This is a genomic window from Fulvimonas sp. R45 (genome assembly GCF_030504985.1).
GTDB lineage: Bacteria > Pseudomonadota > Gammaproteobacteria > Xanthomonadales > Rhodanobacteraceae > Rhodanobacter_A.
Window position 1 is genome coordinate 1 of record NZ_JASERU010000016.1, and the last position, 12,594, is coordinate 12,594.

The 12,594-nt window shown below is 71.9% G+C and carries 10 protein-coding genes; 7 read left to right on the forward strand and 3 right to left on the reverse strand.

What is annotated here, in order from left to right; all coding sequences use genetic code 11:
• The first annotated feature begins 112 nt into the window (after window positions 1-112).
• The 4 genes from QMK61_RS13595 to tldD all read left to right on the forward strand — a co-directional run bounded on the left by QMK61_RS13595 (window position 113) and on the right by tldD (window position 8,550).
• The gene (locus tag QMK61_RS13595; RefSeq protein ID WP_302072763.1) at window positions 113-1,267 is read left to right on the forward strand and encodes a mechanosensitive ion channel family protein; all 1,155 of its coding nucleotides are present in this window, start codon (window positions 113-115) and stop codon (window positions 1,265-1,267) included.
• 95 nt (window positions 1,268-1,362) lie between these two features.
• On the forward strand, window positions 1,363-2,850 hold the full coding sequence (gene rng / locus QMK61_RS13600) for a ribonuclease G (protein WP_302072764.1): 1,488 nt from the start codon (window positions 1,363-1,365) through the stop codon (window positions 2,848-2,850).
• A gap of 21 nt (window positions 2,851-2,871) precedes the next feature.
• Window positions 2,872-6,879, forward strand: coding sequence for a YhdP family protein (locus tag QMK61_RS13605; RefSeq protein ID WP_302072765.1), 4,008 nt, complete (start codon window positions 2,872-2,874; stop codon window positions 6,877-6,879).
• 231 nt (window positions 6,880-7,110) lie between these two features.
• Window positions 7,111-8,550, forward strand: a complete 1,440-nt coding sequence (gene tldD, locus QMK61_RS13610) for a metalloprotease TldD (protein ID WP_302072766.1) — start codon at window positions 7,111-7,113, stop codon at window positions 8,548-8,550.
• A gap of 128 nt (window positions 8,551-8,678) precedes the next feature.
• On the opposite strand, the gene QMK61_RS13615 is transcribed toward tldD, so the two are convergent.
• The 3 genes from QMK61_RS13615 to QMK61_RS13625 form a co-directional block, all read right to left on the reverse strand.
• A complete protein-coding gene (locus QMK61_RS13615) occupies window positions 8,679-9,062 on the reverse strand; it encodes a GFA family protein (RefSeq protein WP_302072767.1) in 384 nt (127 codons plus the stop codon).
• Window positions 9,063-9,228: 166 nt separating this feature from the next.
• Window positions 9,229-9,786 (reverse strand): ribosome biogenesis factor YjgA, encoded by a 558-nt coding sequence (gene yjgA / locus QMK61_RS13620; protein WP_302072768.1) that lies wholly within the window; start codon window positions 9,784-9,786, stop codon window positions 9,229-9,231.
• 23 nt (window positions 9,787-9,809) lie between these two features.
• On the reverse strand, window positions 9,810-10,049 hold the full coding sequence (locus QMK61_RS13625) for a DUF1653 domain-containing protein (protein ID WP_302072769.1): 240 nt from the start codon (window positions 10,047-10,049) through the stop codon (window positions 9,810-9,812).
• Between the two features lie 102 nt (window positions 10,050-10,151).
• Here QMK61_RS13625 and pmbA point away from each other — a divergent pair, with 102 nt between their 5' ends.
• The 3 genes from pmbA to QMK61_RS13640 all read left to right on the forward strand — a co-directional run bounded on the left by pmbA (window position 10,152) and on the right by QMK61_RS13640 (window position 12,584).
• Entirely contained in the window at window positions 10,152-11,522 is a 1,371-nt protein-coding gene (gene pmbA / locus QMK61_RS13630) for a metalloprotease PmbA (RefSeq protein WP_302072770.1), read from the forward strand.
• A gap of 97 nt (window positions 11,523-11,619) precedes the next feature.
• Complete coding sequence (locus tag QMK61_RS13635) at window positions 11,620-12,072, forward strand: DUF4870 domain-containing protein (RefSeq protein ID WP_345783634.1); 453 nt, start codon at window positions 11,620-11,622, stop codon at window positions 12,070-12,072.
• A gap of 89 nt (window positions 12,073-12,161) precedes the next feature.
• On the forward strand, window positions 12,162-12,584 hold the full coding sequence (locus QMK61_RS13640; RefSeq protein ID WP_345783635.1) for a DUF4870 domain-containing protein: 423 nt from the start codon (window positions 12,162-12,164) through the stop codon (window positions 12,582-12,584).
• Window positions 12,585-12,594: the final 10 nt, after the last annotated feature.

Below are 12,594 nucleotides of genomic sequence, written 5' to 3' on the forward strand. Positions count from 1 at the left end.
CACTTGCTCGTCTCCCCCTTGCAAATTACCGCCTTTCTTGACAACCATGATCCGGCGATGCATGGCGCCGCGCCGACGCCCCGTCCACATCCGCCTGCGCAGACTGCCGCGCATGGGCGACGAACTCGCCAGGCTCTGGGCGCACGACATCTGGGTGCGGCTGGGCGTGACGGTCGCGGCGGCGCTGCTGCTGGCGGCGCTGCTGCGCAGCGTGGCCTACGCCGTGCTGCGCCGGCTGACCCGGCGGCATCCGGTGGCGGCCGGCATGATCGACCGCGCCAGCGCGCCGATGGAATGGCTGATGCCGCTGCTGATGCTGGTGATCGCGCTGCGCATGCTGCCCGAGGCCGCCACGCTGGGGCCGGTGGTGGTGCTGCGGCGGTTGCTGACGATCGCGCTGGTCGCGGTGGCCACCTGGCTGGCGGTGCGCTGCATCGGCGCGCTGGAAGAGGCGGCGCTGCGCCGCTACCCGGTGGACGTGGCCGACAACCTGCGCGCCCGCCGCGTGGCCACCCAGGTGCGCGTGCTGGGGCGCACCGCCGACATCCTGGCGATCCTGCTGGGCGCGGCGGCGATCCTGCTGACCATCCCGGGCGTGCGCCAGCTCGGCGCCAGCCTGCTGGCCTCGGCCGGGGTGGCGGGGCTGGTGCTGGGCCTGGCGGCCAAGCCGGTGCTGAGCAACGTGGTGGCCGGGCTGCAGATCGCGGTGACCCAGCCGATCCGGCTCGACGACGTGGTGATCATCCAGGGCGAGTGGGGCCGCATCGAGGAGATCACCGGCAGCTACGTGGTGGTGCGCATCTGGGACGAGCGCCGGCTGGTGGTGCCGCTGAACTGGTTCATCGAGAACCCGTTCCAGAACTGGACCCGGACCAGCGCGCAGCTGATCGGCACGGTGTTCCTGTGGCTGGACTACCGCGTGCCGCTGGCGCCGCTGCGCGGCGAGCTGGAGCGATTGTGCCGGGACGCGCCGGAATGGGACGGGCGGGTCTGCGTGCTCCAGGTCACCGACGCCAACGAGCGGGCGATGCAGCTGCGCGCCCTGGTCAGCTCGGTCGATTCCGGGCGCAACTGGGACCTGCGCTGCCGCGTGCGCGAGGGCCTGATCGCCTACGTGCAGGCCAACCACCCGGATGCGCTGCCGCGCTGGCGCGGCGAGATGGAGCCCGCGGCGGGCCGGCCGGCGCCCCCGGGCGGGCCGATCCTGCCCGCCCAGCCGGGCACCCAGCAGAGCCCGTCGCCGGAGGACGGCGGCCCCCGCCGCTGAGTGCTTTCCCGACCGGGTCGGGCCCACGGTGCGGCGCGCATCGACAGCCTGCGCGCGCGACCGTTATAAAGGCTGGCATCGATTCGGAGTATCCGGTGAGCGAAGAAATCCTGATCAACGTCACCCCCCGCGAGACCCGCGTGGGGGTGGTCGAGAACGGCATGCTGCAGGAGGTGCACATCGAGCGCACCTCGCGCCGCGGTTACGTGGGCAACGTGTACAAGGGCCGCGTGCAGCGGGTGATGCCGGGCATGCAGGCGGTGTTCGTGGACATCGGGCTGGAGCGCGCCGCGTTCCTGCACGCCTCCGACATCGTGCGGCCGCCGCTGCCGGAGGGCGCCGAGGGGAACGGCAACGGCCACACGCCGTCGATCAGCGAGCTGGTGCACGAGGGCCAGGAGATCGTGGTGCAGGTGGTGAAGGACCCGATCGGCACCAAGGGGGCGCGGCTGTCCGCGCACCTGTCGATCCCCTCGCGCTACCTGGTGCTGCTGCCCTACGCCAGGACGCTGGGCATCTCCGCCCGCATCGAGGACGAGGACGAGCGCCAGCGCCTGCGCGACGTGCTGGCGCCGCTGGTGGGCGACGACGCGGCCGGCACGAGCCGGCTCGGCTACATCGTGCGCACCAACGCCGAGGGGCAGAGCGCCGAATCGCTGGCCTTCGACGTCACCTACCTGGGCAAGGTGTGGCGCGTGGTGCAGGAGAACATCGCGAAGGCGAAAGTGGGCGAGCGCGTGTACGAGGAACTCTCGCTGCCGCTGCGCAGCCTGCGCGACTCGCTCAACGACGGCATCGAGAAGGTGCGGGTGGACTCGCGCGAGACCTACGAGAAGGTGGTCAAGTTCGTGCACAAGTTCATGCCGAACCTGGACGACCGCGTCGAGCACTACGACGGCGAGCGGCCGATCTTCGACCTCTACGGCGCCGAGGACGAGATGCAGCGCGCGCTGAAGAAGGAGGTGCCGCTGAAGTCCGGCGGCTACCTGATCGTCGACCAGACCGAGGCGATGACCACCATCGACGTGAACACCGGCGGCTACGTCGGCTCGCGCAACCTGGAGGAGACCGTCTACCGCACCAACCTGGAGGCGGCGCAGGCGGCGGCGCGGCAGCTCAGGCTGCGCAACCTGGGCGGCATCGTCATCATCGACTTCATCGACATGGTGGACGAGGAGCACCGCCGCCAGGTCATCCGCATGCTGGAGAAGGGGCTGGCGCGCGACCACGCCAAGACCACCGTCTACCCGATGTCCGCGCTGGGCCTGGTGGAGATGACCCGCAAGCGCACCACCGAGAGCCTGGAGCGCCAGCTGTGCGAGCCGTGTCCGGCCTGCGGCGGGCGCGGCACGGTGAAGACCGCCGAGACGGTGACCTACGAGATCTTCCGCGAGATCACCCGCGCCGTGCGCCAGTTCAACGCCGAGAAGCTGCTGGTGATGGCCAGTCCCGGCGTGGTGGCACGCATCCTCGAGGAAGAATCCGCCGCGGTGGCCGAACTGGAAGAGTTCATCTCCAAGAGCATACGCTTCCAGCCGGAAGAGCATTACGCACAGGAACAGTTCGATGTGGTCCTGCTTTGAGTCCGCGCTGGATCGCCGGACGTGAACGCATCATGGCAACGCCGCCTGCACCGCGTCGCGCGGGCGCTGGGCTGGACCGCCGGCGTCGGCGTGATCGTGCTGGCGATCGCCACCGCGCTGGCGCAGCTGCTGCTGCCGCTGCTGGCACGCCACCCGCAGTGGGTGGCCGCCCAGCTCAGCCAGCGGCTGCACCGCCCGGTGAGCTTCGCCTCGCTGGAAGGGCGCTGGCAGCCGTCCGGCCCGCTGTTCGTGATGCGCGACGTCACCGTGGGCGTGGGGCCCGGCGGCAGCGGCACGCCGCTGCACATTCCCGAGGCGGGGCTGAAGCTGGACTTCGGCGGCTGGCTGCTGCCGGCGCGGCATTTCCTCAACCTGCAGGCGCGCGGGCTGCAGCTCGACCTGGGCCGTGACGCGGACGGCGCCTGGCACGTCAACGGCATCGGCGTGGCCGGCGGCACCGACCGCCAGTCCACCGCGTTCGGCCGGCTGTCGCTGGGCCTGCGGCTGGACGACGTGCGGCTGGACATCGCCGACGCGCGCACCGGCCGCCACTATGCGGTGACGGCGGACGCGCTGCTGCTGAGCCGGCAGGGCCGGCGCATCCGCGTCGGCGCGCTGCTGCGGCGCAGCGGCGTGGCCGGGATGGTGCGCGGCGCCGGCAGTTTCCGCGACGACGGCAGCGCCGGACGGTTGTGGCTGTCCGTCCGCGAGGCCGACCTGCACAGGCTGCTCGATGGCGTCGATCTGGGCGGCTACGCGGTGCAGGCCGGCTACGGCGGCGCCTCGGCCTGGCTGGACTGGAAGCGCGGCAAGGTGACGCGCGGCCTGCTCCGGCTGATGCTGACCGACGTGGTGGTGGACGGCCCCGGCGGAACCCGCGCCACCGTGCCCTCGGTGCGGGGCGTGGCCGACCTGCGCCACATCGACGACGGCTACGCGCTGCGCTGGGCCGGCGACGACGGCGGCGGCCTGGCGCTGGACCTGCACCGCCCCGGCACGCCGCAGGCGGCCGCCGCCGCGGCGGCGCGCGACCTGCAGCTGGCGCCGCTGCTGCCATGGCTGGCGCTGAAGCCGGGGCTGTCGCCCGGGCTGGCCACCTGGCTGGGGCAGGGCCATCCGCACGGCCTGGTGGAAGACGCCGCGCTGCGCTGGAGCCGGGCCGGCGGCCTGCAGTCGCTGCAGGCGGAGTTCAACGACCTCGGCGTCGACCCGGCCGGCACGCTGCCGGGCGTGGACCACCTGCGGGGCACGCTGCGCGGCGACGCGGAGGCGGTGTCGCTGGAGCTGCCCGCCCAGGCCACGGTGTTGCGCTTCCCGCGCGTGTTCCGCCAGCCGTTCGACATGCCGAAGCTGGGCGGCACGCTGGCGCTCTGGCATGCCGGCGGCGACTGGCACCTGGGCATCGCCGCGCTGGACTTCCAGGGTCAGGGCTTCGCCGGCACGGCTCGCGGCGAGGTGGACCTGCACGACGCCGGCGGCCCGCCCTTCCTCGACGTGTACGCCCGGCTCACGCAGGCGGATGTGGTCGCCGCCAAGCTGTTCTGGCCCTCGACCATGCCGGCCTCGGCCATGAAATGGCTGGACCGCGCCTTGGCCGGCGGCCACGTGGACGACGGCGAGGTGCTGCTGCGCGGCGACCTGAAGGACTGGCCGTTCGAGCACAACGAGGGCCGCTTCGAGGCACATGCCGACATCAGCGACCTCGACTTCGACTACGGCGACGCCTGGCCGCGCGCCGAGCATGTCCATGCCAGCGCCTATTTCATCGACAACGGCATGCTGGTGCAGGCCGACGCCGGGCAGGCGCTGGACGTGAAGCTGGACAAGGCGGTCGCGGTGATCCCCGACTTCGCCCACACCACGCTGGACCTCAACATCGACGGCAGCGGCAGCGCCGCCAGCCTGCTCGACTTCGCCCGCAAGAGCCCGATCGCCAGCCGCCAGGCGGACGTGCTGTCCAGGCTGAAGCTGGGCGGCAGCGGCAGCTTCGGCTTCCACCTGTCGCTGCCGGTGGCCGACCCGGGCGACTTCGTCCTGGCCGGCAACGCCCAGCTCAAGGACGTCGACGTGGACGCGCCGGACTGGGGCCTCACGCTGGGCAAGCTGAACGGCCCGGCCACGTTCGACGGCCGCGGCTTCCACGCCGGGCCGCTGGCGGGCGGTTTCCGCGGCGAGCCTTCCACGCTGGACCTGGCCATCGCCGGCGCCACCGGCGATCCGTCCACCGTGCTGTCCGCCCGGCTGCGCGGCAACTACAGCGTGGCCGAGCTGGTGCAGGGCTACCCGCAGCTGGCGTGGCTGGCCGACGTGGCGCACGGCAAGAGCGATTTCACCCTCGGCTTCGACATCGCCACGCCGCCCGGCGGAGGGGCTGCGTCCCAGACGCTGGGCATCGACTCGCCGCTGACCGGCATCGCGCTCGATTTCCCGGTGCCGCTGAAGAAGGCCGCGGACGACGCCGGCCTGCCGCTGCACGCCGTGCTGGGCCTGCCCACCCCGGGGGCCGACCTGCAGGTGGCGCTGGGCGACGCCATGCGCGGGCGCTTCCGCCTGGCGGACGGCGACCAGCGTCCGCTGGCGGCGGACCTGGTCTTCGGCGACCAGATGCCCTCCGCCGCCGCGCTGCCCGCCAAGGGCCTGCGCATCCGCGGCCACGGCCGGCGCATGGACGTCACCGGCTGGGTGCAGTACGCCACCGCCGGCAACAGTGGCAGCGGCCCCGGGCTGGAGAGCCTGGACGTCAGCGCCGACCACGCCGAGGTGTTCGGTCACGACTTCCCCGACATGCGCATCCAGGCCGTGCCCAAGGGCGATGCGCTGGGCATCGACGTGGACAGCGCGGCCATCGCCGGCCACTTCGACGTGCCCGACGCGGACCTGCGCAAGCGCGGCATCACCGCGCGCCTGAAGCGGCTGTACTGGCCGCAGGAGACCTTCGGCAGCGGCGCGTCCGGCGCCACGCCGGCGCAGGACGGGTCGAACGCCGCTGGCGCGAAGGCCGCCGTGGTGCCGGTCGATCCGGCCAACACCGGCATCGAGCCGGCCTCGCTGCCGCCGCTGCACCTGTGGGTGGGCGACCTGCGCCTGGGCCAGGCGCGGCTCGGCGAGGCGCGGCTGGAGACCTGGCCCACCCCGCGCGGCATGCACATCGACCAGTTGCGCGCGCTGTCGCATGGCGTGCAGGTCACCGGCAACGGCAACTGGGACGGCACCGCCAGCAACAGCTACACCCACATGCGCATCGACTTCGCCGCCGACAACCTCGGCGACATGCTCGCCGCGCTGGGCTTCGGCAACATCTTCAACGGCGGCAAGACGCACGACGCGCTGGACGCCACCTGGCCCGGCGCGCCCTCGTCGCTGGCGCTGGCCAACATGACCGGCAAGCTCAGCGTGGAGGTCAGCAACGGGCGCATCCCCGAACTGGCGCCGGGCGTCGGGCGGCTGTTCGGCCTGGTCTCGCTGGGCGAGCTGCCGCGCCGGCTGTCGCTGGATTTCGGCGACGTGTTCGGCAAGGGCCTGGGCTTCGATTCCATCACCGGCGACTTCATCCTCGCCGACGGCAACGCCACCACGCGGAACCTCAAGATCCACGGCCCCGCCGCAGAGATCACCATCACCGGCCGCACCGGCCTGCGCGCCAAGGACTACGACCAGCAGGTGACCGTGGTGCCGCACCTGGGCAACAGCCTGCCGGTGGTCGGCGCGGTGGTGGCCGGACCGGTGGGCGCGGCCGCGGGCCTCGCCGTGCAGGGCCTGCTGGGCAGGGGCCTGAACCACGCCGCGCTGCGCCGCTACCACGTCACCGGCACCTGGGCCAAGCCGGTGATGACCCTGGTCGAGAAGCGCGACCTGCCGGCGCCGCAGGCCGCGTCCGCAGCTTCCGGAAGCCTTCAGCGGGCCCCGGCCGTTTCCGCGCCTGCGCCGCCCCGGCCGGCAGGCTCCGTGCCGTCGCAGCCGGTGCCGGCAACGGACAGGCACACCGGTGCAGCGCCCGCCAATGCCGCATCGGCCGGTGGCCGGCCGTGATCCTGCACCGCGCAGGCTTTAAGCTCCGCGTTTCGCCCCTATCTCCCCTACACGCCGTCGTCATTCCGGCGCAGGCCGGAATCCAGTCGGGTCGCTCGTGCGAAGCACGCAAAGCCTTTTGTTTCGAGTGCTTCGCACGGCATGTTCCACTGGATTCCGGCTGCGCCGGAATGACGGCCAAAGGGCCGGGTCACGCCGTGCCTTCCCTGAACCCCAACCGGTAGCCGCTCCATGGATTCCCTGATCGCCCAGGCCGAAAGCCGCCTGCTTGCCCCCGGCGGCCTCGCCACCGGCGACCTCGATCGCGTGTTCGCCCAGCTGATGGGCCCGTCGATCGACGCCGCCGACCTGTACTTCCAGCATTCGCGCAGCGAGTCGTGGCTGCTGGAGGAGGGCATCGTCAAGGACGGCAGCCACTCCATCGAGCAGGGCGTGGGCGTGCGCGCGATCAGCGGCGAGAAGACCGGCTTCGCCTATTCCGACGAGATCGTGCTGCCGCAGCTGCTGGAGGCCTCGAAGGCCGCGCGCGCCATCGCGCGGGAGGGCCAGGGCGCCGGCAAGCCGCTGGCATTGAACGGCGCGCGCCCGCTCTATCCCGCCATCGACCCGGTGGACAGCCTGCCCAACGCCGACAAGATCGCCCTGCTGCGCGAGGTGGACGCCTACGCGCGCTCGCGCGACCCGCGCGTGAAGCAGGTGATCGTGAGCCTGGCCGCCACGCTGGACACCGTGCTGGTGGCCGCCTCCGACGGCACCCTGGCCGCCGACGTGCGCCCGCTGGTGCGCCTGTCCATCCAGGTGATCGCCGAGGCCAACGGTCGCCGCGAGCAGGCCCATTCCGGCGGCGGCGGGCGCTACGGTTATCGCGAGCTGATCGAGAACGGCCGCGCGCTGGCGCTGGCCGACGAGGCGGTGCGCCAGGCGCTGGTGAACCTCGACGCGGTCGACGCGCCCGCCGGGCAGATGCCGGTGGTGCTCGGCCCCGGCTGGCCCGGCGTGCTGCTGCACGAGGCGGTCGGCCACGGCCTGGAAGGCGACTTCAACCGCAAGGGCAGCTCCGCCTTCGCCGGCCGCCTCGGCCAGCGCGTGGCCGCGCCCGGCGTCACCGTGGTCGACGACGGCACCTTGCAGGGCCGCCGCGGCTCGCTCAGCGTGGACGACGAGGGCACGCCCACCGAATGCACCGTGCTGATCGAGGACGGCATCCTCAAGGGCTACATGCAGGACAAGCTCAACGCCCGCCTGATGGGCATGGCGCCCACCGGCAACGGCCGTCGCGAATCCTTCGCGCAGCTGCCGATGCCGCGCATGACCAACACCTACATGCTCGGCGGCGCGCGCGAGCCGGAGGAAATCATTCGCTCGGTGAAGCGCGGCCTCTACGCGCCCAACTTCGGCGGCGGCCAGGTCGACATCACCAGCGGCAAGTTCGTGTTCTCCGCCAGCGAGGCCTACCTGATCGAGGACGGCCGGATCACCGCCCCGGTGAAGGGCGCCACCCTGATCGGCAACGGCCCCGACGTGCTCACCCGCGTCTCCATGATCGGCAACGACATGCAGCTCGACGACGGCATCGGCGTATGCGGCAAGGACGGCCAGAGCGTGCCGGTCGGCGTGGGCCAGCCGACGCTGAAGATCGATGCGATGACGGTGGGTGGCACGGCGGCGTAGGGAGCAAGCCGACGGGTCCCATGGCCAGCCGCCGGAAGAAGCGGGCCTTCGAACGTGGAGTTCAAGGCACGCCGCGAAGCGGCGTCAGGTTGGGTGGCGCCTGTGGCTGCGCGCCCGATGCGACAGGTTCATTCAAGGAATTTCCAGGTGTCCGCCCCGTCGAACCGCCGGACGACGAGCGAACCCAGCAGCGCGGGGTCGAAGTTCCGCAGGTTCACGCCGTGCCGAGCGCCGGGTACGGGTTCAACCGGTTCCCAGTGAGTGACGATGCCGCAGGTCTTGCACCGGAAGTTCCTGAGCGTCCGGTCGCCCCAGACGTAGCTTTCCGTGTTCCCGGGATGCCCCTGGATGGACACGGATCCAAGGTCGTAATACGCCCAGATTCCGCCAGTGCGCCGACACAGGGAACAGTTGCAGCTCGTGGCCGTTTCAGGCGCTGCCGGCAGCGTGAGGCGCACCGATCCGCAGTGACAGGAACCGTGCAGCGATGGCCGAGGCTGTTCCGTGTTCATGGAATGCACCGCTGGTTGCTGTGCCGCCTATTCGACCGCGCCCGGAGTGACCGACGCAACTCCTCGTTCTGCGGGGAACGTGCCGTTGCCGGCCAGGCCGGCAAGCAGGCGCATGACCGGACGAAAGCCATGAAGGGCCCGCCATGGGTCGGTCGCCAGCAGACGGCTATCGATCGGCCGGGTCGTCAGTCTTGCCCAGCTCCTTCAACACCCGGAAGATTTCCCGGTACGCCTTCGGCGGCTTGTTCGGCGTGGCCTTCTCGATGCGCGCCTGGCGGATCAGCGAGCGCAGGTGCTGGCGGTCGATGCCGGGGTGCCGGGCGAGCAGGGCCGAGAGCGTTTCGTCGCCTTCCTCGTCGACCAGCTGCTCGCGCAGCGCTTCCAGTCGGTGCATGGCGGCGGTTTCCTGGCGCAGGCGCTCGCGGTTCTCGCCCAGCGCGGCGCGCACCGCGTCGAAGGCTTCGTCGTCGTGGCGGCGCATCCGCTTGGCCAGGAAGGCGAGCTGGCGCTTGCGCGCGATGTGCGAGGTGATGCGGCGGACGTTGGCGACCTCGTCGCGCACGTCGTCGGGCAGGTCGAGTTTCGCCAACCGGGACGGCGGCAGCTCGACCAGCTGGCCGGCCAGCTCCAGCACGGCCAGCGCGTCGCGGCGCTGCTGGGTGCGGCTGGGGCCGTAGTCGACGTCGTCGAGTTCGGTCTGGTTGCGGCTGCGGCTGGGGCTCACGGTATCGGTCCGGGTGGTCGGGCTCAGGGAAGCGGGGCGGCGTCGGCCGGGTCGGCCTGTTCCAGCGCGAAGCGGGGGATCGGCTCGCCGTCCAGCTCCACGGTCTCGGCGAACATCGCGGCCGGGCGCACCCACAGGCCGTAGTCGCCGTACAGGGCCCGGTAGACCACCAGCTCGTCCTCCGTCTCGCTGTGGCGGGCGGTACCCAGCACGCGGTAGCGCTGGCCCTTGTAGTGCCGGTAGATGCCGGGCGTGACGGACATGCGCCTCATCCTCGCGCTTTGCAAATGGCCGCGGCGCCCCCATCTCGGGACGGCACGGCGCGGATCGTGCATTCTACCCGTTTGCCTCCCAGGAAAGCCCCCGTGAACCAAGTCGCCGCTCCCGCCGTGCAACGCGCCGAACAGGAACTGGACCGCCTGGCCCAGCTGGCCGAGGACGTGGTCCGCCGCGCACGCGCCGCTGGCGCCAGCCAGGCCGAGGTGGCGGCCGGCATCGACGCCGGGCTCAGCGTCAACGTGCGACTGGGCGAGGTGGAGACGGTGGAGCACACCCGCGACCGCAGCTTCGGCCTCACCGTGTACTTCGGCCGGCGCAAGGGTTCGGCCAGCACGGCCGACCTGCACCCCGACTCGATCCAGGCCACGCTGGACCAGGCCTGCGCCATCGCGCGCTACACCGAGGAAGACCCGGACGCCGGGCTGGCCGACGCCGCGCGCATGGCCACCGACTTCCCCGACCTCGACCTGTGGCATCCGTGGGGCATCGACACCGCGGCGGCGATCGAGCTGGGCCGGCGCATCGAGGATGCGGGCCGCGCGCACGCGGGCATCGCCAATTCCGACGGCGCCAGCGTGCAGGCCGGCGAGAGCCTGTCGGTGTACGCCAATTCGCACGGTTTCACCGGGCGCGAGCGCGGCACGCGGCATGCGCTGTCGCTGTCGCTGATCGCCGGCGAGGGCGACGCCATGCAGCGCGACTACTGGTACGACAGCGTGCGCGCCCCGGGCGATTTCATGGACGCCGCGGCACTGGGCGACAAGGCCGCCGAGCGCACGCTGGCGCGGCTGGGCGCGCGCAGCCTGTCCACGCGCGAATGCCCGGTGCTGTTCGCGCCGGAGATCGCGCGCGGCCTGGTCGGCCACCTGGTGAGCGCGGTCAGCGGCGGCGCGCTGTACCGCCGCGCCAGCTTCCTGCTCGACCACGCCGGCAAGGCGGTGATGCCGTCCTGGCTGGACATCGTGGAGCGGCCGCGCCTGCCGCGCGGCCTGGGCTCGTGCAATTTCGACGCCGAGGGCGTGGCCACCGCCGACAGCGCGCTGGTGGAAGGCGGCGTGCTGGCGCGCTACGTGCTGGGCAGCTATTCGGCGCGCAAGCTGGGGCTCGAGTCCACCGGCAACGCGGGCGGCATCCACAACCTGGTGGTGTCGCCCGGCGCGGCGGACGGCGAGGCCACGGGCTTCGCCGGCATGTTGCGCCGGCTGGGCACCGGCCTGCTGGTCACCGAGGTGATGGGGCACGGCGTGAACACGCTCACCGGCGACTATTCGCGCGGTGCGGCCGGCTACTGGGTGGAGAACGGCGTCGTCGCGCACCCGGTGCAGGAGGTCACCATCGCCTCCAACCTGCGCGAGATGTTCGCCGGCATACGCGCGGTGGGCACGGACGTGGACCCGCGCTCGCACCTGCTCACCGGCTCGATCCTGCTCGGGCGGATGACGGTGGCCGGCGAGTAGCGCCGGCACGCGGGAGCCGGCCGCCGCGCGGCCGCGCGCGGGACTTGCTAGCATCCCGGCACCGGCAGCGAGCCGGCATCCGAAAAGGAGTCGTGCCATGAGCGTTCCTCCCGAATCCAGCATGCCACCCCCGTCGCCGCCTTCGCCCCCGCCATCGACGCCGCCCACCGGCGAGCTGCAGCCGGAAGAGCGCACCTGGGGCATGCTGGCGCACCTGTCCTCGCTGCTGGGCGGACTGCTCACCGCGGCCTTCGGCGGCGGCTGGGGCTGCTTCGTGGGCCCGCTGATCGTGTGGCTGGTGAAGAAGGATTCCATGCCCTTCGTGGACGACCAGGGCAAGGAGGCGCTGAACTTCAACATCACCGTGGCGATCGCCTTCCTGATCCTGATGGTGCTGTCGGTGGCGACCTTCGGCATTGGCCTGGTCATCGCGATCCCGCTGTGGGTGATCATCGGCATCGCCTGGCTGGTGCTGACCATCGTGGCGGCGGTGAAGGCGAACGAGGGCGTGCGCTATCGCTATCCGTTCACGCTGCGGCTGATCAAGTGATGCGCGTGCCCGGCTCGGCAAACGGTCGCCGGGCTTGCTAGGATCGCCGGACGCCGGCGCCGCCGGTTCCGCACGACGAGGAGATGGCCATGAGCGTTCCGCCCGAATCCGCCGTACCGCCTCCGCCGCCGGACGACGTGCCGCCGCCCGAAGGCGGCCCCACCCACGAGGAGCGCCAGTGGGCGCTGTTCGCCCACTTGTCGGCCCTGCTGGGCGGCCTGGTGACCGGGCACTGGCTGGGCATCGGCTGCTTCATCGGCCCGCTGGTGATCTGGCTGGTGAAGCGCGAGAGCCTGCCGTTCGTGGACGACCAGGCCAGGGAAGCGCTGAACTTCAACATCACCGTGGTGATCGCCGCGGTGGTCTGCGGCCTGCTGAAGTTCCTGCTGATCGGCTACCCGCTGTGGTGGCTGCTGGGCGTCGCGTGGCTGGTGTGCGTGATCGTGGCCGCGATCAAGTCCAACGAGGGCGAGCGCTACCGCTATCCGTTCGCGTTGCGGCTGGTGAACTGACCACACCGCC

Coding starts and splice junctions, on each gene's coding strand:
- tldD (WP_302072766.1), top strand. CDS start 7,111: ATGGATTCCCTGATCGCCCAGGCCGAAAGCCGCCTGCTTGCCCCCGGC.
- QMK61_RS13595 (WP_302072763.1), top strand. CDS start 113: ATGGGCGACGAACTCGCCAGGCTCTGGGCGCACGACATCTGGGTGCGG.
- QMK61_RS13625 (WP_302072769.1), bottom strand. CDS start 10,049: ATGTCCGTCACGCCCGGCATCTACCGGCACTACAAGGGCCAGCGCTAC.
- QMK61_RS13635 (WP_345783634.1), top strand. CDS start 11,620: ATGAGCGTTCCTCCCGAATCCAGCATGCCACCCCCGTCGCCGCCTTCG.
- QMK61_RS13615 (WP_302072767.1), bottom strand. CDS start 9,062: ATGAACACGGAACAGCCTCGGCCATCGCTGCACGGTTCCTGTCACTGC.
- QMK61_RS13640 (WP_345783635.1), top strand. CDS start 12,162: ATGAGCGTTCCGCCCGAATCCGCCGTACCGCCTCCGCCGCCGGACGAC.